This window comes from Arthrobacter glacialis, assembly GCF_002909445.1.
GTDB classification, from domain to species: Bacteria; Actinomycetota; Actinomycetes; order Actinomycetales; family Micrococcaceae; genus Specibacter; species Specibacter glacialis.
Window position 1 is genome coordinate 12606 of sequence record NZ_PPXC01000015.1, and the last position, 24468, is coordinate 37073.

The 24468-nt window shown below is 61.3% G+C and carries 27 protein-coding genes; 14 read left to right on the forward strand and 13 right to left on the reverse strand.

Annotation, left to right across the window (positions count from 1 at the left end):
- Positions 1-80 precede the first annotated feature (80 nt).
- Both CVS27_RS16315 and CVS27_RS16320 read right to left on the reverse strand, forming a co-directional pair.
- Positions 81-977, reverse strand: coding sequence for a glutamate ABC transporter substrate-binding protein (locus CVS27_RS16315; RefSeq protein WP_207767552.1), 897 nt, complete (start codon positions 975-977; stop codon positions 81-83).
- 79 nt (positions 978-1056) lie between these two features.
- Complete coding sequence (locus CVS27_RS16320; RefSeq protein ID WP_103466911.1) at positions 1057-1812, reverse strand: amino acid ABC transporter ATP-binding protein; 756 nt, start codon at positions 1810-1812, stop codon at positions 1057-1059.
- Positions 1813-1933: 121 nt separating this feature from the next.
- On the opposite strand from CVS27_RS16320, the gene CVS27_RS16325 reads away from it, so the two are divergent.
- The 5 genes from CVS27_RS16325 to CVS27_RS16345 all read left to right on the forward strand — a co-directional run bounded on the left by CVS27_RS16325 (position 1934) and on the right by CVS27_RS16345 (position 5417).
- Positions 1934-2707: an LOG family protein gene (locus CVS27_RS16325; RefSeq protein WP_103466912.1), complete on the forward strand. Its 774-nt coding sequence runs from the start codon at positions 1934-1936 to the stop codon at positions 2705-2707.
- Positions 2708-2759: 52 nt separating this feature from the next.
- A complete protein-coding gene (locus CVS27_RS16330; RefSeq protein ID WP_243400238.1) occupies positions 2760-3200 on the forward strand; it encodes a DivIVA domain-containing protein in 441 nt (146 codons plus the stop codon).
- Positions 3201-3205: 5 nt separating this feature from the next.
- On the forward strand, positions 3206-3847 hold the full coding sequence (locus tag CVS27_RS16335; RefSeq protein ID WP_103466913.1) for a DNA-3-methyladenine glycosylase I: 642 nt from the start codon (positions 3206-3208) through the stop codon (positions 3845-3847).
- Positions 3838-5091, forward strand: a complete 1254-nt coding sequence (locus tag CVS27_RS16340; RefSeq protein ID WP_243400239.1) for a putative hexosyltransferase — start codon at positions 3838-3840, stop codon at positions 5089-5091. The genes CVS27_RS16335 and CVS27_RS16340 overlap by 10 nt, the downstream gene beginning before the upstream one ends.
- 158 nt (positions 5092-5249) lie before the next feature.
- Complete coding sequence (locus CVS27_RS16345; protein ID WP_082000207.1) at positions 5250-5417, forward strand: DUF3117 domain-containing protein; 168 nt, start codon at positions 5250-5252, stop codon at positions 5415-5417.
- A 70-nt stretch (positions 5418-5487) separates the two neighbouring features.
- Here CVS27_RS16345 and CVS27_RS16350 read toward each other — a convergent pair whose 3' ends face one another.
- On the reverse strand, positions 5488-6120 hold the full coding sequence (locus CVS27_RS16350; protein ID WP_103466914.1) for an O-methyltransferase: 633 nt from the start codon (positions 6118-6120) through the stop codon (positions 5488-5490).
- A 187-nt stretch (positions 6121-6307) separates the two neighbouring features.
- On the opposite strand from CVS27_RS16350, the gene sigE reads away from it, so the two are divergent.
- Both sigE and CVS27_RS16360 read left to right on the forward strand, forming a co-directional pair.
- Positions 6308-6955: an RNA polymerase sigma factor SigE gene (gene sigE, locus CVS27_RS16355; RefSeq protein ID WP_103466915.1), complete on the forward strand. Its 648-nt coding sequence runs from the start codon at positions 6308-6310 to the stop codon at positions 6953-6955.
- Between the two features lie 111 nt (positions 6956-7066).
- The gene (locus CVS27_RS16360; RefSeq protein ID WP_103466916.1) at positions 7067-7483 is read left to right on the forward strand and encodes a twin-arginine translocase TatA/TatE family subunit; all 417 of its coding nucleotides are present in this window, start codon (positions 7067-7069) and stop codon (positions 7481-7483) included.
- 72 nt (positions 7484-7555) lie between these two features.
- On the opposite strand, the gene CVS27_RS16365 is transcribed toward CVS27_RS16360, so the two are convergent.
- Genes CVS27_RS16365 through CVS27_RS16375 form a run of 3 tightly spaced genes read right to left on the reverse strand, consistent with a single transcriptional unit; the run spans position 7556 to position 10598 of the window.
- Positions 7556-8686 carry an Mrp/NBP35 family ATP-binding protein gene (locus tag CVS27_RS16365; protein ID WP_103466917.1) on the reverse strand — a complete coding sequence of 377 codons (1131 nt, stop codon included), beginning with the start codon at positions 8684-8686 and terminating at the stop codon, positions 7556-7558.
- 12 nt (positions 8687-8698) lie between these two features.
- On the reverse strand, positions 8699-9277 hold the full coding sequence (locus tag CVS27_RS16370) for a DUF1003 domain-containing protein (protein WP_103466987.1): 579 nt from the start codon (positions 9275-9277) through the stop codon (positions 8699-8701).
- Positions 9278-9314: 37 nt separating this feature from the next.
- Entirely contained in the window at positions 9315-10598 is a 1284-nt protein-coding gene (locus CVS27_RS16375; RefSeq protein WP_103466918.1) for a magnesium transporter MgtE N-terminal domain-containing protein, read from the reverse strand.
- Positions 10599-10766: 168 nt separating this feature from the next.
- Here CVS27_RS16375 and CVS27_RS16380 point away from each other — a divergent pair, with 168 nt between their 5' ends.
- The 3 genes from CVS27_RS16380 to CVS27_RS16390 all read left to right on the forward strand — a co-directional run bounded on the left by CVS27_RS16380 (position 10767) and on the right by CVS27_RS16390 (position 12471).
- Positions 10767-11600: a YflT domain-containing protein gene (locus tag CVS27_RS16380; protein ID WP_103466919.1), complete on the forward strand. Its 834-nt coding sequence runs from the start codon at positions 10767-10769 to the stop codon at positions 11598-11600.
- 134 nt (positions 11601-11734) lie between these two features.
- Complete coding sequence (locus tag CVS27_RS16385; RefSeq protein ID WP_103466920.1) at positions 11735-12190, forward strand: hypothetical protein; 456 nt, start codon at positions 11735-11737, stop codon at positions 12188-12190.
- Positions 12187-12471 carry a transcriptional regulator gene (locus CVS27_RS16390; protein WP_103466921.1) on the forward strand — a complete coding sequence of 95 codons (285 nt, stop codon included), beginning with the start codon at positions 12187-12189 and terminating at the stop codon, positions 12469-12471. The genes CVS27_RS16385 and CVS27_RS16390 overlap by 4 nt, the downstream gene beginning before the upstream one ends.
- A gap of 113 nt (positions 12472-12584) precedes the next feature.
- On the opposite strand, the gene CVS27_RS16395 is transcribed toward CVS27_RS16390, so the two are convergent.
- Positions 12585-14159: an aminopeptidase P family protein gene (locus CVS27_RS16395; RefSeq protein WP_243400240.1), complete on the reverse strand. Its 1575-nt coding sequence runs from the start codon at positions 14157-14159 to the stop codon at positions 12585-12587.
- A 133-nt stretch (positions 14160-14292) separates the two neighbouring features.
- Here CVS27_RS16395 and CVS27_RS16400 point away from each other — a divergent pair, with 133 nt between their 5' ends.
- The 3 genes from CVS27_RS16400 (at position 14293) to CVS27_RS21330 (ending at position 17333) form a co-directional block, all read left to right on the forward strand.
- The gene (locus CVS27_RS16400) at positions 14293-15141 is read left to right on the forward strand and encodes a PHP domain-containing protein (protein ID WP_103466922.1); all 849 of its coding nucleotides are present in this window, start codon (positions 14293-14295) and stop codon (positions 15139-15141) included.
- A gap of 359 nt (positions 15142-15500) precedes the next feature.
- The gene (locus CVS27_RS16405; RefSeq protein ID WP_103466923.1) at positions 15501-17192 is read left to right on the forward strand and encodes a sodium:solute symporter family protein; all 1692 of its coding nucleotides are present in this window, start codon (positions 15501-15503) and stop codon (positions 17190-17192) included.
- A gap of 9 nt (positions 17193-17201) precedes the next feature.
- Positions 17202-17333, forward strand: a complete 132-nt coding sequence (locus tag CVS27_RS21330; protein ID WP_243399839.1) for a putative transporter small subunit — start codon at positions 17202-17204, stop codon at positions 17331-17333.
- A 94-nt stretch (positions 17334-17427) separates the two neighbouring features.
- Here the strand turns inward: CVS27_RS21330 and CVS27_RS16410 are convergent, their stop codons facing one another.
- Positions 17428-19149 (reverse strand): DEAD/DEAH box helicase, encoded by a 1722-nt coding sequence (locus CVS27_RS16410; protein ID WP_103466924.1) that lies wholly within the window; start codon positions 19147-19149, stop codon positions 17428-17430.
- Between the two features lie 261 nt (positions 19150-19410).
- A complete protein-coding gene (locus CVS27_RS16415) occupies positions 19411-20883 on the reverse strand; it encodes an RNB domain-containing ribonuclease (RefSeq protein WP_103466989.1) in 1473 nt (490 codons plus the stop codon).
- A gap of 65 nt (positions 20884-20948) precedes the next feature.
- Here CVS27_RS16415 and CVS27_RS16420 point away from each other — a divergent pair, with 65 nt between their 5' ends.
- On the forward strand, positions 20949-21653 hold the full coding sequence (locus tag CVS27_RS16420; protein WP_103466925.1) for a ferritin-like fold-containing protein: 705 nt from the start codon (positions 20949-20951) through the stop codon (positions 21651-21653).
- A 6-nt stretch (positions 21654-21659) separates the two neighbouring features.
- Here the strand turns inward: CVS27_RS16420 and CVS27_RS16425 are convergent, their stop codons facing one another.
- The 4 genes from CVS27_RS16425 to CVS27_RS16440 form a co-directional block, all read right to left on the reverse strand.
- A complete protein-coding gene (locus CVS27_RS16425; RefSeq protein ID WP_103466926.1) occupies positions 21660-22166 on the reverse strand; it encodes an AAA family ATPase in 507 nt (168 codons plus the stop codon).
- 112 nt (positions 22167-22278) lie between these two features.
- Positions 22279-22662, reverse strand: coding sequence for a RidA family protein (locus tag CVS27_RS16430; protein ID WP_103466927.1), 384 nt, complete (start codon positions 22660-22662; stop codon positions 22279-22281).
- A 104-nt stretch (positions 22663-22766) separates the two neighbouring features.
- Positions 22767-23531 (reverse strand): amino acid ABC transporter ATP-binding protein, encoded by a 765-nt coding sequence (locus CVS27_RS16435; RefSeq protein ID WP_103466928.1) that lies wholly within the window; start codon positions 23529-23531, stop codon positions 22767-22769.
- On the reverse strand, positions 23528-24460 hold the full coding sequence (locus CVS27_RS16440) for an amino acid ABC transporter permease (protein WP_103466929.1): 933 nt from the start codon (positions 24458-24460) through the stop codon (positions 23528-23530). Before CVS27_RS16440 ends, CVS27_RS16435 begins: the two co-directional genes overlap by 4 nt.
- Between the last annotated feature and the right edge of the window lie 8 nt (positions 24461-24468).

Sequence of the window (24468 nt, forward strand, 5' to 3'; positions counted from 1 at the left end):
CAGTGTCGCTTTCAGTGAATTGGAGAGGACGAAGTGGTGGTGTTGTGCCAGCTGGCACAACACCACCACTGGCGGGTTTTTTAGTACTGGTCTACGGCAGGCTGATCAACCTTGGTGCCCGAAAGGCCCAAGGTGGATTCGTAGATCTTGGTCCACGTTGCGCCACCGTCGGTGAGGGTCTTGTTCAAGAAAGTGCGCAGGGCCGTGTCGCCCTTGGCCAGGCCGATTCCGTACTTCTCAACCGTGAACGGTTCACCAACAACCTTCAGGTTGTCCGGGTCCTGGGAAGCAAATCCAAGCAGGATGGCCTGGTCCGTGGTTACGGCGTCCGAGTCACCGTTCTTCAAGGATTCAACGCACTTGGAATAGAGGTCAAATTCCTGGGGCTTTGCTTCCGGGAAGTTCTCCCGAATGTTTTGGATGGGGGTGGAACCGACAGCGGAGCAAACGTTCTTTCCGGCCAGATCCTTCTCGCTCTTGATGTCGGTGTTGTCCTTTGCCACCAAAAGGCCCTGGCCTGTGATGAAGTACGGTCCGGCAAAGTCAACAATCGCCTTGCGCTTGTCAGTGATGGAGTAGGTGCCCACATAGAGGTCAACATCCCCATTGGCCAAGGCCGTCTCACGGTTTGCTGACGGGATTGCCTTGAATTCAATCTTATCTTTGGCGACACCCAGTGAGGCTGCCATCCACGTTGCGATCTCAATGTCGAAGCCCGAGCGCTCGCCCGTGGCCGCGTCAAGGTAACCCAGGCCGGGCTGGTCTTCTTTTACACCAATGCGGACTACGCCGGAGGACTTGATTTTGTCAAAGGTGGGGCTGCCTGTCAGCGCAACATCCTTGGCTACTTCAAACGCTGGAGCAGCGCTGGTGGACTCGCCGCCCGTGTCGCCGCCGCCGCAGCCGGTCATGGCGAGCGCAGCCGCAGTCAGTACGGCTGCAACGCTGAGGGTTTTCCTGCTAAAAATTTTCTTCATGGGGATTCCTTTCATAGACGGCCATGACGGCCGTTGTAATGAGCGGCTACTGGAGCCAAAAAGACGAGAAGACTGGTGGTCAGTTGGTGAGGATTTTGGACAGGAAGTCCTTGGCCCGGGGGGTCTGCGGGTTGGTGAAGAACTCCTGGGGGGTGGCTTCCTCCACGATTTGCCCGTCCGCCATGAAAATGACCCTGTCCGCGGCTTTGCGGGCAAAGCCCATTTCGTGGGTGACAACCACCATGGTCATGCCCTCCTTGGCCAGTTCGACCATGACATCAAGGACCTCGTTGATCATTTCCGGGTCAAGTGCACTGGTGGGTTCGTCAAAAAGCATGACCTTTGGCTTCATTGCCAAGGCCCGCGCAATGGCCACACGCTGCTGCTGCCCACCGGACAGCTGAGCGGGCAGTTTTGCGGCTTGATGACCCACACCAACACGTTCCAACAAACCCATGGCGAGTTTGTCGGCGTCGGACTTGCTCATGCCTTTGACCTTGATGGGGCCGAGAGTGACATTTTCCAGAATGGTTTTGTGGGCAAACAGGTTGAACGACTGGAAGACCATGCCGACGTCGGCACGCAGATTTGCCAGTTGCTTGCCCTCCTTGGGCAGTTCCTTGCCATCAATGGTGATGGAGCCGTTGTCAATGGTCTCCAGCCTGTTGATGGTGCGGCACAACGTTGATTTGCCGGAACCTGACGGTCCAATGACCACCAGTACCTCGCCCTTGGCCACTTGCAGATTAATTTCCTGAAGCACGTGGAGAGGGCCGTAGTGCTTGTTAACAGCCTTGAGTTCCACGAGCGCAGGAGCATGTGCGGGATTTGTCATGGTTCGAATGTATCGACAATTGCAAGACTCGGTAAAGGTTTTGGGTAGCTCGGCCCGGATCGTAACGCTAACGAGATGTTGTGAGCCGAGCCACGGAATGTTTTCACGTACCCTTGTTCCCATGAGCGCACCAACAGGATCCAGCCGAAACCCACTTCCGCAACTTCGCCGTTTTGGTATTTGGCGCAAGAACGGCTCGGGCCGCGACACAGCAGATGCCAGACTGTTGGAGACACCTCGCAGCAGCGACTTCACCCACACTGATCCGTGGCGGGTCATGCGCATTCAAAGCGAGTTCGTCCAGGGCTTCGACGCCCTGGCTGACATTGGCCCTGCCATCAGCGTGTTCGGTTCGGCACGCACCAAACCCGAATCGCCCTACTACGCAGTGGGTGTTGAAGTGGGCCGGCGCCTGGCAGAGGCCGGGGTGGGAGTCATCACCGGTGGCGGGCCGGGGTCCATGGAGGCAGCCAACCGTGGCGCATCGGAGGCCGGCGGACTCTCCATTGGTCTGGGGATTGAGCTGCCCTTTGAATCAGGCATGAACGCGTGGGTTGGCCTGGGTGTTGACTTTAGGTACTTCTTTGCCCGCAAGACAATGTTCGTCAAGTACGCCCAAGGCTTTGTGGTGCTCCCCGGCGGTCTGGGCACCTTGGATGAGCTCTTCGAGGCCATGGTTTTGGTGCAGACATCCAAGGTGAGCCAGTTCCCCATCGTTCTGGTTGACAAGGCTTTTTGGGGTCCGCTGATGGACTGGATCAGGGATGTCATGGTGGTTCAGGGACTTGTTTCAGCCCAGGACCTGGACATTGTTGCCCTGGTGGACACTGCCGAAGAAGCCGTGGAATTGGTGATGGCTGGAAAAGCCGGCGCGAAAGTTGCTGGACGAGGCTAGGGGCTTACGACACGAACGCTTAATGCAGCCCGGCATCTGGCACGATGGACTGGTGACTTACTTCCTAATTTTTCTTGCCGTGATGCTGGCTGCCGCGGTGGTGCTCTACGTTGTTGGCTTGAACAAGCCCGACGCCGGGTCAGCCGTGTATCAGGACGGCATGGCGGTCCCCGTGGCCAATCTGCCACCGGTGCTGCTGCCGGATGCGCCCGAGCCCGCTGACGTGGACAAATTGCGTTTTTCACTGGGCCTGCGCGGTTACCGCATGGACCAGGTTGATGAGGTTCTTGACCGGTTGCGTGATGAACTGGCAGCCAAGGATGTGCGCATCGCCGAACTTTTGACGTCCGACGCCGGTGCCCCGGCTCCCGCTGCTGGCGAGGGTGACGCCGTGGTTGCCGATGCAGCGGGCGTTGCCGGGCCCGCCGTCGTCGTCAAAGAGTTGGGCGAATCAGAGATTTCAGCACTCCAGCAGACACCCGGCAACGGGTAGGTCTGATGGATCTTGTGAGCGGCACCGACGCAAAAGCTCGCTGCGCGTGGGCCGGGATTGAGCGTGATGAGCAATATCAGCAGTATCACGACACCGAATGGGGCAGGCCTGTCACGGGTGAGGCGGAACTCTTTGAGCGTCTGAGCCTTGAGGCCTTCCAGTCGGGTCTGAGCTGGCTGACCATCCTGCGAAAACGTGAATCCTTTAGGCGCGCGTTTGGCAACTTTGAGCCCGCAGTGGTGGCCGCCTTTGGCCAGGACGACATTGACAGGCTCATGGCGGATGCCTCCATTGTGCGCAATTTGATGAAGATCAATGCCACCATTGGGAACGCCCGCGCTTTGCTGGCCCTGCCGCAGGGCACAACGCTGTCCCAACTTTTGGCCAGCCATGCCCCGGCTGCCGTCCGGGGCGCCGGCGAGCCCATTCCGGGTAAAACTGCCGAATCCCTGCAACTGGCCAAAGTCTTGAAGAAGCACGGCTTTGCGTTCGTGGGACCAACCACCGCCTATGCCATGATGCAGGCCGTGGGGATTGTCAACGACCACCAGCCCGGCTGTTGGCTGGCAGCGCCTCTCGACGCGGCGCCGGCAGCGCCGCTCGGCCGGGATCTCGCGCCCAGCGGTGAGGCGCCAGAATGGCCATGATGACTGTGCGTTCCTCCGCGGGCGCATCCACAACCACCATCAACGATGAGCTCTACGCCCTGTTGCGCCGCTTCCTGTCCCCTTTGCGCCGGGCGCCCTGGTGGCTGAAGGTCACCTTGCTGTATGGGGCGGCCCGGCTGGTTTCCTTCGCCATCTTGCTGGGCGCCGCCTGGCATGCCGAGGCATCCCCGTGGGGCGGCAAGCAGCCCGACTACCTGACGTTCATCAACCGCTGGGATGCCGGCTGGTATGAGCGCATCTACGACGGCGGCTACCCCACCACCATTCCAAGGAACGAAGACGGTACGGCACAGCCCAACCAGTGGGCCTTTTATCCCGTCTTCCCCTTGCTGGCCCGTGCGCTGAGCAACGTGACGGGGCTGGCCTGGGCCCCTGCGGCCGCCGTGGTGGCAACCGTGGCGGGACTGGCAGCCGCCTTGATGATCTATGTTTTGTTCAGGCATTTCGCATCGCCCTCAACAGCCCTCTGGGGAGTGGCATTCTTTGCCATGTTCCCGATCTCCCCGGTGCTGCAGGTCCCCTACGCCGAATCGTTGGGTACGTTTTTCCTGGCCGCCGCGCTGTACCTGCTGATTAAACGCAACTACTGGGCGGCCATGCCGGTGGTGATGCTCATGTGCCTGTCCCGTCCGGCAGGTGCGCCGTTTGCCGCCGTCGTGGGTATCCATCTGTTGCTCCGGCTCTGGCACCGCAAGACCGATCCCTTCCCGGCCAAGGAAATGCTCAGCGGGGCACTGCTGGCGTTGGTGAGCCTGGTGATGGCGTTCTCCTGGATTTTCATTGCCTGGTGGTGGACAGGGGACCGGAGTGCCTACACGGACACCGAGACCGCCTGGCGCGGCGAAGACCTGGTGCTCTTCAAGCCCTGGTTCGACGCCAGCGTGGACCTAGTTGGCCCGTTCTGGGGCCCTCTGCTGCCGCTGCTGCTGGTGGCGTTGGCCGCCCTGTTCCTGAATTCGAGGGCCGTGCGGGCCATCGGCGTGGACCTGCGGATTTGGTGCGGCATGTACCTGCTGTACCTCATGGCCGTGCTGCACCCGCAGTCCAGCACGTTCAGGATGATGCTGCCCCTGTTCCCGCTGGCCCTGGCGGCAGCGTTCATCTCCACCTCCAAGGCCTACCGCTGGAGTGTCCTGGTCATGTTTGGCGTGCTGCAGATTGTCTGGGTGGTGTGGTTGTGGCAGTTCGCCGCCATCAGCACCGGACAGGCATGGCCGCCGTAAAGCACTAGGCTTGCAGGTAGCACTTGTCAACAGGGATGGCACCGATTAACACCCCAGTGAGCAAGTGCGGAATAATGATTGTGAGCGATACAACACAAACGCTTTGCTAGGGAAATCCCAGCAAATGCGGGTTTGTACTACGAAAAGGGGAACTTCTGATGGCTGCCATGAAACCTAGAACCGGCGACGGTCCAATGGAAGTAACAAAAGAAGGTCGGAGCTTGATCCTGCGACTGCCGCTGGAAGGTGGCGGACGGCTCGTAGTGGAGATGAACGCAGACGAGGCAGTCAGCCTTAAGGAATGCCTTGTGGGCGTTACCGAATAGTTTTTAGCTCCACTAAGAATTACCCGGCGGGGCAGCGGAAGCTGCCCCGCCGGATTGTTTTAAAGGATTGTTAGCGCTTGACCGCGAGCAGCAGGCCGTCGCCTGTGGGCAGCATGGCGGAGATCAGCGATTCATTCTCGCGGATCGTTTTGCCGACTTTGCGGAGAATTACCGTGCTGGTTTCCCGTATGGCCGGATCGGAGACACGGTCCTTGTCCAATGCATCATTGATGATCAGCAGGCCCCCTGATTTCAGCAACCGGATGGCTTGGTTCACGTATTCGGGGAAACTGGGCTTGTCGGCGTCAATAAAAACCAGGTCGTAGGCGCCGTCGGTCAGGCGCGGCAAAACATCCTGGCCACGTCCGGAAATGGTGCGGGTGCGGTTTGCGGGGGACCCTGATTCGGCAAACGCCTCACGGGCCGCCTTCAAATGGTCAACATCGGGATCAATGGTGGTCAGCACCGCCCGCGGCCCAAGCCCGCGCAGCAGGGCAACACCTGAGACACCGGCTCCTGTGCCCACCTCAACCACTGTTTGTGCCTTGGAGGTTGCCGCCAGTACCGTCAAGGTGGCCGCCACGCCGGGGCTGACAGGGAACAAACCCAGCTCGTGCGAGCGTTCGCGGGCGCGTCGCAGGACAATATCTTCCACGGGCAGGCCCTCTGCGTAGGACCAGCTGGTGGATTTATCGGCACTCATGGGTGGTATTTCCTAAACTGTTGCGGTATCTAGCTCTAGCCTACTGCCTAACCCCACGGCACAATCCCCGTAACTCTTCAGCAAAATGTCAGCTTTGTTTGACACACTGTGGGGACTATCAGGGAAACCTTCCCGTAGCGTAGATTCCCCGCATCAGGGGATGTAGCCAATGAAGCGAGGTGCAGCGATGAGTTCAGCCACCACCCCCGTGCTCCGTCCCGCTGTTGCAGCCCAGGATCAGACCGGGCCGGCAGCGCACTGGGTTACGCCGTCATGGGATGAGGTGGTCACAAATCACTCCGCCAAGGTCTTCCGGCTCGCATACCGCCTGACAGGCAACAAGCACGACGCCGAGGACCTCACCCAGGAAGTTTTTGTGCGCGTCTTCAAATCCCTGGACAACTTCAAGCCGGGCACCCTCGATGGCTGGCTGCACAGGATCACCACCAACCTCTTCCTTGATACGGCCCGCCGCAAGCAGCGCATACGCTTCGACACGTTGTCCGATGATGCCGCGGCACGCCTGGCCGGCACGGACCCGGGCCCGGAACGGACCTTCGAGTTCAACAACTTGGACAGGGATATTGCCGCCGCACTGGAGGCCCTGCCGCCAGACTTCCGTGCCGCCGTCGTCCTTTGTGACATGGAGGGCCTCTCCTATGACGAGGTGGCGCACGCCCTGAACATTAAGTTGGGCACTGTGCGATCGCGCATTCATCGCGGACGGGCCATGCTGCGTGAATCCTTGGCCGACCGTGCGCCCGGCCGCGAGACGGATGTGCGCCCAACGCGAAAGACCAGATTGTCGCTGCCGCGCATGATGGGGGCACGCTAGAATCATTTCAGCCAAACCCCGGCTGTCCGTCCGCAAATTGCGAAGCTAAAACTTCCAAGCGTTACCGCTAGGAATCGTTGCTTTCAGTGTTGAGAGGGTAATCTTCCTAACGTGTTTGGTATCAATACCCCTGAGCTGATCCTTATTGTCCTCGTGGCAGTTTTGGTGATTGGCCCCACCCGGCTCCCCGGTTACGTGGAGAAGCTGAAGAACCTCATCCGCGAGGTGCGCAAGATGGCTTCCGGCGCGCGCGAAACCATCAAGGAAGAAGCAGGGGTAGACATTGACGACATCGATTGGAAGAAGCTCGATCCCCGTCAATACGATCCGCGCCGCATTATCCGCGAAGCCCTGATTGACGATGACGAACTGGATCAGCTCAAGTCGCTCAAGACAGCCCCCTCCGCAGCCCTGGCGGCCATGTTGGGCAAGGACAGCGACAGCAAGGTTTATCCGGCCGCAGATGAGCCGGTAATTGAACGCCTGGCCGCAGACCAGCTTGCCCCGTTCGACGTCGAAGCCACCTGACGCTCGCTCATTTGCGGGGCGTTGAGCGCAAACGCTCGCTCACTTGGTGAGCGAGCGTTTGCGTTGCCGGGGCTAGGAGCGCGGGGTGACGCCCAGGTTCATCCCGGCCAAGCCCCGGGGACGCACGGACAGCCCGTGGGCAATGCCCAGCAAAACCTGCGCTGCCGGAGATTCGGGATCGGCCAGCACAATGGGCATTCCCGCATCGCCGCCCTCGCGCAGCGCCACATCCAAGGGGATCTGGCCCAACAACTCCACGCTGGTGTTCATGCTCTGGCTCAGGCGCTTGGCGAGGATCTCCCCGCCGCCGGAACCAAACAATTCCATGGTGCTGCCGTCGGGCAGCGTCAAAAATGACATGTTCTCAATAACCCCGGCGACTTTCTGGCCTGTCTGCACGGCGATGGCTCCGGCCCGCTCGGCCACATCCGCCGCGGCCGCCTGGGGTGTTGTCACCACGAGGATCTCCGCCTTGGGCAGCAGCTGGGCCACCGAAATGGCCACATCTCCTGTACCCGGTGGCAGATCCAGCAGCAAAACATCCAGGTCGCCAAAGTAAACGTCGCCCAGGAACTGCTCCAGGGCCCGGTGCAGCATGGGCCCGCGCCAGGCAACGGGCTGATTTCCGGCCACAAACATGCCAATGGAAATGACCTTCACGCCATAGGCAACGGGCGGCAGAATCATCTCATCCACGCGCGTGGGACTCTGGGTGATGCCCATCAAGCCGGGCACGGAGAAGCCGTAAATGTCAGCATCAACGATGCCCACGCGCAGCCCTTTGGCCGCAAGAGCACACGCCAAGTTCACCGTGACCGAGGATTTGCCCACCCCGCCCTTGCCGCTGGCCACCGCATAAATGCGCGTCAGCGACGTTTCGGAGTTGAAGGGAATGCCGCGCTCGGGATTGCTGCCCTTGAGCTTTTCCTTGAGTTCGGCACGCTGTTCTGCCGTCATGACAGTCAGCTCCACGGACACGTGTGTGACGCCGTCGAGGGTCTTCAACGCCTCCGTGGCGTCATGGGTGATGGTTTCGCGCAGTGGACAACCAGCCACCGTGAGCCGGACGACGGCGCGCACCTGGCCGCCGTCGAACGCCTCCACCGACTCGACCATGCCCAGCTCCGTGATGGGGCGGCGCAGCTCCGGGTCGATGACCGTGGCGAGCGCGGCTAGAAGGTCAGGGTGGGACGGGGTGTTCATGCTGGGGTGGCCTTAGGAGTTGGTGGTGGGCTTGGGGGCGGCTGTTTTGGCGGTTTTCGCAGCCTTGGGTGTCTTGACGGTTTTGATGGCGTTGGTGGCAGGATTGCGCTGGCTGTTGCGGGAATCCTTGACGTCATCGTCCTCATCCTGGAGGGCAATGAGTTCCTCCAGAAGGCTGCGCAGCTCGGAGCGGACAAAGTCGCGGGTGGCCACTTCACGCAGGGAAATGCGCAGGGCCGCAACTTCCCGGGTCAGGTACTCGGTGTCGGCAAGGTTGCGCTCGTTGCGGGAACGGTCCTGCTCAATCTGGACCCGGTCCCTGTCATCCTGCCGGTTCTGCGCCAACAGGATCAGGGGTGCCGCGTAGGACGCCTGGGTGGAGAAGAACAGGTTGAGCAAGATGAACGGGTACGGGTCCCACTGCAGCCCGAACAAGCCAATCACATTGAGCGCAATCCAGCAGATGACAAAAACGGTCATGTACAGCAGAAAGTTGGCCGTGCCCATGTAGCGGGCAAAACGCTCGGCGAAACGGCCAAAGAAGTCCGGATCGCTGGTCAGATTGGGCAGAAGCCGGGATTTGAGCTCCATGGGGGTGTCGAGGCCGCCACCCTTGGCATGATGCCGTTCAGCCAATGCGGCCTCCTAATTTCCGGGCGGGAACGCCGTCGTCGTGGTTGCGCCAGTCTTCCGGCAGGAGGTGGTCAAGAAGGTCATCCACCGTCACAGCACCCACCAGGCGGCCCTCCTTGCTGACCACCGGGAGTGAGTTCAAGTTGTAGGAGGCCATGATGTGGCTGACCACACTGATGTCATCCTGGTCGGAGACCGGCTCCAAATTCTTGTCAACGATGGTGCCCAGCTGCTCCGGTGGTGCACTGCGGAGCAGTTGCTGGATGTGAACAACACCCAGGAAGCGGCCCGTGGGGGTCTCCAACGGAGGCCGGCAAATAAAGATCGCCGAGGCCAACGCGGGGGACAAGTCTTCGCTGCGGACATGGGCCAGTGCCTCCGCCACCGTGGCTTCCGGGGGCAGGATCACGGGCACTGGGGTCATGAGAGCGCCCGCTGTGCCTTCGGCGTACTGGAGCAGGCGGCGCACGTCCTTGGCCTCCTCAGGTTCCATCAGGAGCAGCAGCTCTTCGGCTTTAGCCTGGGGGAGATCTGCCAGGAGGTCGGCGGCGTCGTCGGGATCCATTTCCTCCAGCACGTCGGCGGCGCGCTCATTGTCCAAGGCGGAGAGCAGAGTGACCTGGTCGTCCTCGGGGAGCTCTGACATGATGTCGGCCAAGCGCTCATCCTGGAGCTCGCTGGCCACCTCCACGCGACGTTTGTCGCTCATCTCCTGAAGGGCGTCGGCAAAGTCGGAGGGCTTGAGGTCCTCATGGGTGGCCACAAAGAAGGTGGCGCTTTGCGGTTCGGCGACGTCGTCCGTGTGGGCCTCGGACCAGTCGATCAGCATGGTGTGCCCGCGGCGAAGCCCACGCAGCCGTGACGTGGAGGAGCCCCTGCGCACAAAGAGCTTGGTCACGAGCCAGTCACCATTGCGTTGCTTGTCCATGGCGATGTCTTCAATGACGGCGAACCCGGATCCATCGGTCAGCGTCACTTTGCGGTCAAATATCCCACCCACCACCAGCTGTTCAGCGCCGCGTTGTTCAAAACGGCGCAGATTGACCAGTCCCGTGCAGATGATTTGTGACTGGTCCATGGACGTTAGGCGGGTCATGGGGACAAAGACGCGCTTCTTGCCCGGCACTTCCACGACGATGCCCACCGCGTGCGGGGCTGTCGTTTGGCTGCCGCCCAGAACCACCACATCACGCAACTTTCCGAGTCTGTCCCCGAGAGGGTCAAAGACGTCCAAGCCCAGGAGTCGGGCGACAAAGATGCGCGTAGGTTGAGTGCTCACAGATACAGGCTACTTCCCCTGCCCAGTATTGACCCAAACTTTGGCGCCGTTGCCCATTGGCTGCGCCGCTGTTTTGGGGCGCTGGAATGCGGCTCTGCCATGAGTTCATCATTTCACTGCCAGCGATACTCCAGCCAACGTGCAGGAACATGGTGAAGAATGGGGAGTATGGCAAACCTCTTTGGACGCACCACACCCTTGGACGAGGCCCGTATTGTCCCTACGGGAGAAACAATCGGTTCTTACACTTCCTACTTGGATGCGCAAAAGGCGGTTGATTACCTGGCAGATGAGAAGTTCCCGGTCCGGCACGTGTCCATTGTGGGCAACGACCTGAAAATGGTTGAACGTGTCACTGGCAAGCTCAGCTACCCCCGCGTTGCCCTCTCAGGCGCCATGACTGGTGCCTGGTTCGGCTTGTTCATTGGGGTCATGCTCTCCTTCTTCGATTCCAGCAGCAACGCCGGCGCTCCCTACATCAACGTGTTTACAGCAGTGTTGATGGGTGCCGCATTCTGGATGTTGTTTGCGATCATTGGATACGCAGCCCAGCGCGGCAAGCGCGACTTCACCTCCACCAACCAGGTGCTGGCCTCCAGTTACGACGTTATTGTCACCTCGGATGTCGCCCAGGATGCGCGCCGCCTCCTGGCCCAGCTGCCCATGAACTCCAACGCCCCGCGTCCGGTCCAAGGACAGGGCTTCCAGGATAAGGGGCAGGGGTACCGCCCGCCGGTGCAGCCGCCCAGCTCTGCCGGACCCGCACCCACGCGCCCCGAGGGCTGGCATGACCCCTATGGTGCATCTGCTTCCCCAGACGATGCAGCGCAGGGCGAAGAAAGCCACGACCGCCCCGGTCAGGCACCCTTGGACGGGCCCCGCCGCGGAGAGTTCCCCGATCTTCCCGATGGCCGCCCGCAGTACGGGATCCGTGTGAACACCCCGGCTCCCGCGCCGGCGGAACCAAACACGCCGACTGCCCCGGAGAACCCGGAAAAGTAGTTCACGGGCCAGAAATGCCGCCGTTCCCGCAAATTGCCGCCGATACACCTGCGGCAATTTGCGGGAACGGCGGCATTTTCCGTCTGGCGGGGCGGTGTTGACTTTCCGGTGTGGAAAATGATTGACTTTCCACTATGGAAAACCAATCGACATACGATGCCCGGAATGCTTTGGCCGCCATTGACGATGCACGCTCACATGCTGCCGACCGGCTGGTGACTCCGTGGTGGTACCACCCGGTGCTAGGCCTGCTTGCCGCCGTATTTGTCGTTGCCTACACGATCGGCGGCCCCGTGGCCATGATCAGTGTGGCCGTCGTGTATTTCCTTGGTCTTGGCGTCCTCATGGGGGCCTACAAGGAGAAGACTGGTGTGTGGATCAACGGTCTCAAGGCGGGAAAGGCCAGCTGGTGGACGGTTCCCCTGGTGCTGATCATGATTCTGTGCGCGGGCGGGGCATACTATTTTCATGCTGAGAAGGGGATTGATTGGCCCGCATGGGTGGCCGGGGCAATCGTCTTTGTTGCCGTCAATTTTTTCGGCCGGCGATTCGATGAGGCACTGCGTGCGCAACTGCGGAGCAAGCCGTGACGCCAGGGCTGAACGAGGTCATCCACGCGCCGAACAGGCTGCGCATCTGCGCCTTTCTCAGCACGCTTGACCAGGCAGAATTTGCCACGCTGAGGGACATGTTGGGCGTGGCCGATTCCGTGGCCAGCAAGCAGCTCAAGGTTCTGGAAGACGCGGGCTACGTGAAGTTGAGCAAGCCGACAGGGAAGGGCCGCGTCAAAACGTGGGCTTCGCTCACCCCCGATGGAAAACGAGCCTATGAGGAACACGTGGCGGCGCTCAAGGCGCTGATCGCCGGCTGAGCCAAGTGCCGCCGTCGTCCACTTAAACAACTAGCCCGCAGAAAACGACGAAAAACACCTCCAAAAAGTGTATTCTCGTCGTTTTCTGCGGGCTAGTTGCAGTACGCGGAGGGTTAGCCGGAGAGGCGGGCCATCCAGGCTTCGACGTCATCGGGTGTGCGCGGGAGTGCTGCACTCAAGTTGACGGGGCCGTTGGCGGTGATCAGGATGTCGTCCTCGATGCGCACGCCGTTGCCGCGGTACTCGGCCGGGATGGCCAGGTCCTCGTCCTTGAAATACAGGCCCGGCTCAATGGTGAAGACCATGCCCTCGGTGATGACGCCATCCAGGTAGAGTTCGGCGCGTGCCTGGGCGCAGTCGTGCACATCCAGGCCCAGGTGGTGGCTGGTGCCGTGCGGCATCCACCGGCGGTGCTGCTGGCCCTCGGCGGACAGCGCAACTTCGGCGGTGACCGGCAATAGGCCCCACGCTGCGAGGCGGTCCGCCAAAACCTCCATGGCGGCGTTGTGGACATCGCGGAACTTGCGACCCGGGACGGCGACGGCGAAGGCGGCGTCGGCTGCATCCAACACGGCCTGGTAGATCTTGCGCTGCATCTCGGAGTAATTCCCGTTGACCGGCAGCGTACGGGTGATGTCGGCCGTGTACAGCGATTCCGCCTCGACGCCGGCGTCCACCAGGATCATCTGGCCCTCGTTGACCGTTCCGGTGTTCCGGTTCCAGTGCAGCACTGTGGCGTTGTTTCCGCCGGCAGCGATGGTGTCGTAACCGAGCTCGTTGCCGTCTTCACGGGCACGGGCAAAGAAGGCGCCTTCAACAACGCGTTCGCCGCGCTTGTGGGCAACCGCGCGCGGCAGGGCCTTCACAATGTCCTCGAAGCCGGCAATGGTGGCAGCCACGGCCACCTTCATCTGCTCAATCTCCCAGGCATCCTTGACCAGGCGCAGCTCGGAGGCGGCTTCGGCGAGCTTGGCATCCAGCTCATCCAGGGCGCCGAAGTCCATGTTGTCGGGATCCTTGGCCGTGTTGTAACGGGCCGTGTCCACCAGTGCGTCAATGTTCTCATCAACCTTGCGCATCAGGCGGATGGACGTGCCGCCAACAGCAGGCTCGCCCACATTTTTGGTGATGGCCACTTCAAGGTCGGAAATATCCGCCGTGGGCAGGCCCAACTGCGCTTGGAACTGTGCCAGGGAGGGGCGGGTGCCAATCCAGAATTCGCCGCTGCGGGAGTCTGCGTAGAACTCCTTGGTGTCCCGGCCGGCCATGGGACGGAAGTACAACGTGGCGCGGTGGTGTCCGCCGTCGTCTCCCTTGCCCTCGGCAACGGGATCCAGCACCAGGACGGCGTCGGGCTCGTGGTCAACGCCCAAGCCGGTCAAGTGTGCGAAGGCGGAGTGCGGGCGGAAGCGGTAGTCGCAGTCGTTGGAGCGGACTTTCAGCGGGCCGGCGGGGAGCACCAGGCGCTCGGTCTTGAACTGCTCGGAGATGGCACGACGGCGGCGCGCGGCATGGTCTGCCACGTCAGCACGGGCGGGGGTCTCCGTGGAGACGGGCGCCCAGCTGGAGGCCATGAAGGCGCGGAAAGCTTCTGAATTGGGGCGGTGCGAACGGTTGTTCACACGCTCCTCAAGCGGCTGATCGCTGGAAGGGTCGGGGTGCACGGAGGATTGCTCAGTCTGGTTCACCCCTCAAGTCTCTCACTGGCCGCGCGGGGGGACAAAGAAATGTGGGCAAAATCCGCTCGTGACAGAACCGGCATGCCATGGCCCAGCACCGTAGCAGCGCACAGCAGGGCCGCAACGGACGTACGCTTGGATCGTGAAGATCGACTTGCACGCCCATTCAAATGTTTCCGATGGCACCCAGAGCCCGGCGGATCTCATGGCTGCCGCTGCGCAGGCCGGTCTTGACGTCATGGCCCTGACAGACCACGACTCCACCGACGGCTGGGCCCCGGCGCTGGACGCGGCCCGGCACCATGGTGTGGGCTTGATTCCGGGCATGGAAGTTTCCTGCAAAACTAGCCGGGGTGTGAGCGTGCACCTGCTCAGCTATCTCCACGACCCGAACCATCCGGGACTGCTGGAGGAAATCACCAAGGCCAAGGACGCCCGCCTGACCCGTGCCGAGCGCATGGTGGAACGCTTGGCGGAGGACTACCCGCTGAACTGGGATGACGTGAGCGCCCATGTGGCCCCCGGGGCCACCATTGGCCGCCCACACATTGCCGACGCCCTGGTGGCCGCCGGCATCGTGGCGGACAGGAATGAGGCGTTTGCCAGCATCCTCACCTCCCATTCGCGGTACTTTGTCACCCACTACGCCCCGGACCCGGTCCTGGCCGTGGAACTGGTCCGTGCCGCCGGCGGCGTGCCCGTGTTTGCCCACCCCGTGGCCAGTGCCCGCGGCCGTGTGGTGGCGCCGGAAATCTTCCATGACATGATCGACGCCGGACTCCTGGGTTTGGAGGTGGAGCACCGGGACAACCCGCCCGAGGGGCGGGCCTGGCTGCGAAAACTGGCGCAGCAAACGGGGCTCTTCATGACAGGCTCCTCCGACTATCACGGCGCCGGGAAACCGAATCTGCTCGGCGAAAACCTCACTGGCCAGGAAGCGCTGGAGCGCATGCTTGCCGCCGGAACAGGTTCACAACCCTTCCTGCCGTAGCGGCCAATGGATGCGCCATTGTGACCCTTCGGGGGCAGCGGCAACCATGGTGGATCACGACTACCCTGTTACAGTGACATCAGATGACTGGTTCGAAAAGGCAACTAAAGCTGCCTGCGAACCGTTGTATTCCCGTTGCCGGCTGAACGTCAGCCGTTGATTTTCCGGTAGTGACTGTTCGCCTGGTACGCGAATCACTTTGGGCCGCCTGCGCAGAATTGTCTGCTTGCCTTGGCGGCTGGTCCCGGGCGGGTAAGTGCGCTTGATGGCTCCCTCACCGGACTGCTTCATGCACTTTTTGGCGGCGCACGCTGATGGTGGCGGAATGCCGGTGAATTTCGTCCTACGAAAGGACACACATGGTGCCGGATGGCGCAGGACTTCACCAATTGGGAAGTTGGACAGTAATTGGGCTTTTAGTGGTGTTTTACGGCGGTACGCTGCTGATGACACTGTTTATTGGCCGCAGGAATGAAAATGCTGACGGCTACATGACAGCGGGTAACAAGGTCGGCTTTGGAATATCTGCAGGAAGCATGACAGCAACATGGATCTGGGCGTCGTCTATGTACGCCTCGGCCACCTCCGGCTACACGTACGGGATTTCCGGCCCCATCCACTACGGCCTGTGGGGCGCGTTGATGATCTTGTTCATCTACCCGTTTGGCAAGCGAATCCGTGCCGTTGCACCCAAGGCACACACCCTGGCCGAGGTCATCTACGCCCGGCACGGCAAATCCAGCCAGCTGATGCTCGCCGGTTCCAACATTGTTGGATCAATGGTCAGCATCACCTCCAACTTCATCGCCGGAGGGGCGCTGATTGCGCTGCTGTCCCCGTTCAGCTTTACCCAGGGCATCCTGTTCATCGGCGGCGGCATCCTGCTGTACTCGCTGTGGTCAGGATTCAGGGCATCGGTGCTGACGGACGCTGCGCAGGTGTTTGCCATGCTCGGTGCCGTGGTGATCATCATTCCGGTGGTGTTCTTTGCCGCCGGCGGATCTGACATGTTCGTTTCGGGCGCTGCCAGGCTGACCCCGCAGCAGTCCAACTTCTTTTCCTCAGAGGCGTTCATGAACCAGGGGGCGCCGTACATTGCTGCGGTCCTGGCCTACGCCATCGGCAACCAGACCATTGCTCAGCGGCTCTTCGCCGTGCGTGAAGACTTGATCAAGAAGACCTTCGTGACAGCCACTGTTGGCTACGGAGCCACCATCATCGGCATCGGCATGATGGGTGTCATGGCCCTGTACGCGGGCGTTGTCCCGCTGGATGGGGACACCAACAACCTGATCCCGCAGATGGCCGCGACCTACCTGAGCCCCGTTCTGTTGGGGATCTTCCTCATCATGATCGTGGGCGCATTGTCCTCCACGGCTGACTCTGATCTCTCCGCCATGTCCTCGATCATGATGGCAGATGTGTACGGCCAGAACATTGCCAAGGAGGGGAAAGCGAACCCCAAGACAATGCTGTTCATTGGCCGCATCACCATGATTGTTGCCACCGGTGCCGGCTTGTACTTTGCCAGCGGGCAGCTGAACATCCTTGACCTGCTGGTCTTTGTCGGGGCCCTGTGGGGTGCCTTAGTGTTCCCTGTCATCGCCAGCTTCTACTGGCAAAAGATCACCAACAAGGCCTTCACCATCTCGGTGATTGTTGCCCTGGCCTGCTTCATCCCCGTGCGGTTCGAATGGATTTCCATGGGCGGACTCACCGGACTCGTGGTGGATCTGCTCTCCATTGTGGGAATTGGTGTTGTCCTGGGTTTGATGGCGTTTGGCTTCTTTGGCCTGAAGACGGCCAAGATCGTTGCGGCTGTCGCCATGCTCGCGGTTGCGCCGTTCGCCATCGGCGTCCTGCACGACTACGCCGTGCTCTCCGGGTCGCTCGTTGCCTACGCAGTCAGCACCCTGGTCTGCTACTTCATGTGCTTCCGTAACCAGGCGACCTTCGACTTCGCCTCCATCAAGGACCGCATCGGCGACTTCGACAACCGGGAGGAAGCCAACCACAGCACCCCCGGAACCCTTCTCGAGAAGAAAGCATAGGAAATATCCATGACAGCATTTTTTCTCACCCTGTATGTGCTGATCTGGCCGGTGATAGTTGCCGGCGTGCTCTACGTGCTGGGCAAGGCATTCATCCAGGAGATCCGCGACGCCAGGCGTGAAGGCCGGCCGTTGATCTAGCCGCACCAACGAAACTGACCCGCAGAAAACGCCGAAAATCACGGTAAAACCGTGAATTTTGGGCGTTTTCTGCGGGTCAGTTGTAAAAGTGGGGTTACTCGCCGGACTCCGGCTTGGCCACTACTTCACCGTTGCGTCGACGTGTGCGGGTGCGCGGACGCGTGGCACCCTCAACGGGGGCAGCGCCGTCGGCCGAAGAGGCGGAGGCAGCAGCTGAGGAGGAGGGACGACGGCGGCTGCGGCCTGACTCGCGCTTCTCGCCTGCGCTGTTGGAAGCCGTGCTGGTGGAAGCCGCACCGTTGGAGTCACGGGCTGAGTCGCGGCCAGCGCCACGGCCGGAGTCGCGCTTCTCACCATGGCGGGCACCTGAGTGGTTTCCGCCGCGGTTGCCACCATGGCTACCGCCTCGAGCAGTGTCAGCCTTGGGGGAGTTGCGCTTGCCCGTCTCGCCAAGGTCTTCCAAAACCTCGGCATCAATGCCGGCGTGCGTGCGCATGTTGCGCGGCAGGCGGCCCTTGGTGCCAACGGGGATGTCAAGATCGCTGTACAGATGAGGGGAGGAGGAGTAGGTCTCGATCGGCTCGGGAACGCTCAGACCCAGTGCCTTGTTGATGAGAGCCCAGCGGGGCATGTCATCCCAGTCAACGAAGGTCACGGCGGTGCCCTTGTTGCCGGCGCGGCCCGTGCGGCCAACACGGTGCAGGTAAATCTTCTCGTCCTCAACGCACTGGTAGTTGACCACGTGTGTCACATCATCAACGTCGATGCCGCGAGCGGCAACGTCAGTGGCAACCAGAACATCAACCTTGTTGTTGCGGAAGGCGCGCAGTGCCTGCTCGCGGGCGCCCTGGCCCAAGTCGCCGTGGATGGCCGCTGCGGCGAAGCCGCGGTCAACCAATTCCTCGGCAACCTTGGCAGCGGTGCGCTTGGTCTTGGTGAAGATGATGCTGCGGCCGCGATCCTTGGCCTGCAGGATCCGGGCCAGGACCTCAATCTTGTCCATGCTGTGGGCACGGTAGATGAGCTGGCGAATGTCGCGCTTGGTCAGCCCCTCATCATCAGGATCAGCGGCACGGATGTGCGTGGGCTGGGTCATGTAGCGGCGGGCCATGGCAACAACCGGGCCGGGCATGGTGGCTGAGAACAACAGTGTTTGACGAACCGGGGGAGTGCCGGCAATCAGGGTCTCAACGTCGGGCAGGAAGCCCAGATCCAGCATTTCATCGGCCTCATCGAGGATCACCATGCGAACGTGCTTGACGTTCAGGTGACGCTGCTTGAGCAGGTCGATCAAACGGCCGGGGGTTCCAACAATCAGTTCAACACCCTTTTGCAGGGCTTCAACCTGGGGCTCGTACGCACGGCCGCCATAAATGGTGGCGATGCGGATGCCACGGTGTTTGGAGGCAACGGCAAGGTCGCCGGCAACCTGGACAGCCAGTTCACGGGTGGGCACAATAACCATTGCCTGGGGTGCGCCCGGGGCCGCGAGCTTCTCAAAGCCCTCATCCTTGGGGGCAACAATGCGGTTCAGGGCGGGGATGCCGAAACCGAGCGTCTTGCCCGTTCCGGTCTTGGCCTGGCCAATGATGTCGTGACCTGTCAACGCGATGGGCAGCGTCATGGCCTGGATGGGGAAGGGGTGGAGGATGCCAGCTTCGGTCAACGAAGAAACGATCTCGTGGTGCACGCCAAAGCTGGCGAACGTTTCCTTTTCTTCCTTGTGCGGGGGCTCATGGGTGACCAAGGATCCGTCAATTTCGACGATTTCGTTGCTGTCTTCTGCCTGCAAGAGGGAGTCTGCTTCAATGCTCAAATGCTTACCGTTCAATTCGTCTATACAAGGTGCCGCCTACAGGGCTCAACGCGGGCGCGGAAGGCCTCACGGAACCGCAGAACAGCGGCACAATCTTAGGGAAGCCGATCGCGGGCTAACAAAAACTTAGCCCTCCCGCCGTCGTAAATGACGGGTGCGGGAGGAGCTGAAAAGACGCGCGTAGGGGCGGGTTTGCTGAATCAAAAACTATCAATCAACGACCGGGCATCCATGTCTACCCCTTTAGTCTAGCGGCACACCCTAAATTTGCGAGGATTGCACAAACTTCACACTTCGTTTGGCAATGTCCACGGAAGTCAGCGTCACCCGCACCACAGTTCCGGCCTCCAGATCACCGTCGCAGTACCCCGTCACGGCCGGCACAGAAATCTGGATGAAACTGCGCGCAGCGGAGGCCTTGGAATTGTGGCCGTTCCGCTTTGGCCCTGCCAGTACGACGGCGTCAAACTCGCCTCCCACTTGGTGGCTGAGCAGGGCGGCCTCAATGGTGTCGATGGCTGCCTTGTCCACTTTGTTGGCCAGCTGGTTGGAGGCGCTCATGATCTCCGGTAGCAGGTCCAAGGCCTCAATGGCCCAGGTGGGGACCGGTTCCTTGGCACACAGGGCCGCGCAAATGGCAAGCACAAACCTGTCCACCAGGCGGCGCAAGGGTGCGGTGGTGTGGGCATACGGTGCCGCCACTGCCGCCTGCATGACTTCTGCCGGGACGCTGCCATTAAAAGGGGTGTAGCTGGCGCCCCTGAACAGGGTGCTGGCAGCGTGCATCAACGCCAAATGTTTGGGGTCGGCGGTGTTCAAGGTGCGCAGATAGGCACCATACGCCATCTCCGGGTCCCAAGGATTGCCCAGCGCCTGAGTTTGCAGGCGGTAAGCCGCAATGGCCTCGGCATCGGGGGCGGGCATGGTGCGCAGGATGCCCACTTTCCCATCGATCATCACCTGGGCGGCTGCCATTCCTGTCAGCAGGGAAATCTGGGCGTTCCAGTCCTCAATGGGCAGGTTGGGGCGGAATTCCAGGACGTAGCGGCCGTCCACGAACTCCACCTCTTGTGCCGGCACATTGAGGCTGGCACCGCCGCGGGCGCGCTCCAAGTCGATGCGCTTGGTCCCAATCTCGGCCAACAGCGCCAAGGTTTCGGCAAAAGCGGCCGGTGAGTTCCCGGCGTCGTACATCTTTTGGGCTTCTTCATAACCCAGTTTGGCAATACTGCGGACGGTGGCCCGGCGGACCAGGGCCGAGGTCTGGGTGCCGTCCGCCGCCAAATGAATTTCCCAGACGTAAGCGGAGCGGGGATCGTTGGCAAACAAGCTCGCAGCACCCTCACTCAGGGAGGTGGGGTGGAGGGGAATGCGTTGGCCGGGCGTGTAGATGGTCTGGCCACGGCGGCGGGTCTCGGCATCCAGTGGACCGCCGGCGGGAACAAAGGAGGGGACATCGGCAATGGCGTAGTGCACCACGTAACCGTCGCCTTCGCGCTCCAAGAACATGGCCTGATCCAGATCCTGGGACGTGGGCGGATCGATGGTGATGAAGGGCAGAGCCGTCAGATCAGGTGCGGGCAGCGAATGGCCGGCAATGACCGCATCCACCTCCGCCAGTACCTCCGGGGAAAACCCGTCGGGCAGCTTGAACTCGGTGCCCAGGGCAGCCAAGGCTTGGGCAAGGGACTGCTGCGCGGCGCTTTGACTGACGCCAATGTGAGAGTACGGCACGGTTTCAGCGTAAACGATTCGCGGCAGGGAACAAGTGTGGCGCGGCACGGACTACCCTAGAGCGTATGAGTATTCCAGCCTCCGACGCCGATGATTCCGTTTCCGCAGGCGAACTGAGCGCCCGCTACGACACCTTTGTTGTTGATTTGCTGGGCAGCATTGCCTATGGGGAACTGTCCGCGTTTGAGCGTTTGGCGATCGACGCGCGGCACTCGCCGTCGCTGGGCGACAGGGCCGTCCTGGGTAAAATGGCGGTGTCCGAGTTTGGCCACTATGAAGCCATCTGTGCCCGGCTCAACGCGATGGGCATGGACCCGGAACTGGCCATGGCGCCGTTTGTGCGCATGGTGGATTCCTTCCACGAGCGCACCCGCCCCGCTGACTGGCACGAATCTCTCATGAAGGCGTACGTGGTGGAGACCATCACGGAAGAGTTTTACGCTGCCATTGCCGAACACCTCGACGACGCCACCCGGGAAGCCATTGCCGGGGTACACACCAGCGATGAACAAATTGAGACGTTGACGTCCCTGCTGAAAACTATGCTGGCCGAGGATCCCCGGCTTTCCTCACGCCTGGCCTTGTGGGGTCGGCGGATGGTGGGGGAGGCCCTGACACAGGTGCAACGCATTGGTGCCAAGCACAGTTTCCTGGTGGGTCTGCGGCCCGATGCCACCCAGGAACAGGCTGCGGCGGAAGTTCAAACCATCCTGAGCGCCCTGACACGCAACCATTCCAAGCGCATGAGCAAGCTGGGGCTCACTGCCTAGCTTGTGCTAGAGGGAATCCGCGGGGGAGCGGACGTCCTGCAGGATTCGGGCAACGGTTTCTTCCAAGGTCTCCTCTGCCGTGATCCGCCGTTCGGTGATGCCGTGGAGCGGATCCCAGCCGTGATACCAGCCGCGCATGGAGTGTTCATCAAAGTCGGCCTGCTTTTGCGGGCGTGTGGTGTGCCTGTGCAGTGTCTCCTCGAGGGTGAGGTCGTAGGCGTAAAACAGGCTTGGTCCGAGATGTCCGGCACCCAGTGCCGCGAATGTCTCACTATAGATGCTTGCGTTAAACACCCCGTCGGCAATAACTGTGCGGCCGTGGCGGAGCGCCAGTGCCGCCGATTGCGCAATCAGCTCCACGGAGAGCGGCGAGTAGTTTCCGCGCTCACCCAGGATCGTTCGGCGGAAATAATCCTGCTCGATCCAAACTCCACCCAGATCCTTTTGCAGCGCACGGGCAACCGTGCTCTTTCCGGAGCCGGAGCTGCCACGCAACACTATAAGAACGGCCATGTCCCCATCCAAGCACTCTTGCTCCCTTTACTTGGCAGGGAACTTAAACAGCGGGGCCCGGAGGCGCAACGCGTGCGCCTCCGGGCCCCGCAATGTAGCTGTGATTTTGTGGCTAGGCCGGAATGACGGCCACCGCGTCAATCTCCACGAGGAAGTCACCCAGGAACGAGCCCACAGTGGTTCGTGCGGGGTAGGGGGCCTTGACGAATTCCTCGTAGACCGCGTTGAACCCGGCAAAGTCCCGGGCTGGCTCCTGCAGGTGGACGGTGGCCTTGACCACGTGGGAGAAATCCAGGCCGCGGGCGGCTAGCACTGCGGCTAGGTTCTCCATGGCCGCCCGGGTCTGCTCACCGATGGTCTCGCCCACAGTGTCCTCGGTGACCGGGTGGTGCGGCGTCTGGCCGGCGGTGAAGAGGAAACCGTTGGCGGCAATGGCCTGGGAATACGGGCCGGCCGGGACAGGTGCCAAGGTGGTGCTGATGTGGGTGCGGAGCATGGTTCTTTTCCTTTTCTTCTGGCTGCCTGATAGCGGCCAAGGGGATTGTTGCAAAGAGGTGTTTGGGTCTTAGTCGGCAGTGGATTGTCTTAGTCGGCAGTGGATTAGAGGACCTTGGAGAGGAACGCCTTGGTGCGCTCGTGTTTGGGTGCCACAAGCACTTCCGACGGCGGGCCGCTTTCCACCACCACGCCCATGTCCATGAAAACCACCTGGTCGGCGACCTGCTTGGCGAAGGCGAGCTCATGGGTGACCACCACCATGGTCATGCCCTCTGCGGCCAGGTCCTTCATGACCTCGAGCACTTCGCCAACGTTCTCGGGGTCAAGGGCGGAGGTTGGCTCGTCGAACAGCATGAGCTTGGGCTTCATGGCCAGGGCCCGGGCAATGGCAATGCGCTGCTGCTGCCCGCCGGAGAGGTCCTGCGGGTAGGAGTGCCCGCGGTCGCCCAAGCCAACCCGATCCAACAGGACTTGGGCTTCGGCAATGACTTCCTTCTTGGGCCGGCCCAGCACGTGGACGGGGGCCTCAATCACGTTTTCCATGACTGTCATGTGCGGGAAGAGGTTGAAGCGCTGGAACACCATTCCTGCGGTGAGGCGGGACTTGGCAGTCTGGCTTTCCTTCTTTTCGTACAGGCGTCCGTTGCGTTCGGTGTAGCCCACAAGCTGCTGGTCCACGTACAGGCGTCCGGCGTCGATCTTCTCCAGGTGGTTGATGCAGCGCAGGAACGTTGTCTTGCCGGAACCGGACGGGCCGATCAGGCAGGTCACCGTGCCCTGTTCGATCGTCAGGTCAATGCCCTTGAGAATTTCAATGGCCGCGAAGTTCTTGCGCACCCCTTGGGCTTCCACCATTGTTGTGCTCATGATGCTTTCCTTCTCTTGGGCCGGCGAACCAGGCGGGTTGCAGTGTCAAAGCCGCGACCGTAACGCCGCTCAAGCTTGTTTTGGAAGAAGCTCAGGACAGTGGTCATGAGCAGGTACCAGATGCTGGCCACAATGAGCAGTGGGATGGTCTGATAGTTGAACGAGTAGATGATCTGGGCCGAGTACAGCAGGTCGGAGATCGCCAGCACGCTGACAAGGGAAGTCCCCTTGAGCATGGAGATGACCTGATTGCCCGTGGGCGGCAACACCACACGCATGGCCTGCGGCAGGATGACACGCATCATCAACTTGCTGCGGTTCATGCCCAGCGCCCGGGCGGCATCGTGCTGGCCCTTGTCCACGGAACTGATGCCGCTGCGGATGATCTCCGCCATGTAGGCGGCTTCATTCAAGGCCAATCCGAGCAGGGCTGCACCCAGCGGGGAGATGAGTACGTTGGCTGAGCCGATCACTAGGGAGGGTCCGCCGAAGGGCAGTCCCAGCGCAATTACCGGGTATAGGGCCGCAATGTTGTACCAAAAGATCAACTGGACCAGCAGCGGCGTGCCGCGGAAGAACCAAATGTAGGCCCGGCTGATGGTGTGCAGAATCGGGTTGGTGGACAGGCGCATGATTGCCAAGACCGTCCCCAATGCGATGCCGACAGTCATCGAAACAACCGTGAGGACCAGTGTCAGCCCGGCACCTGTCAGGATTTCCGGGGAGAACAGGTACTCGGCCACAACGTCCCAGTGGTAGCGCTCGTTAGTGGCCACGTCCAAGGCTGCGCTCGCAGCGATGAGAATCAGGACCAGGGCCAAGGCGTTGCGGACAGGATGGCGCAGGGGCACCACCGGGACAGAATCACCCGTTGCTGCGAGGGGAACTTGTTGGGACGTGGCTGGTGTTGCTGATTGTTGGTGCTGCATGGTGTTCA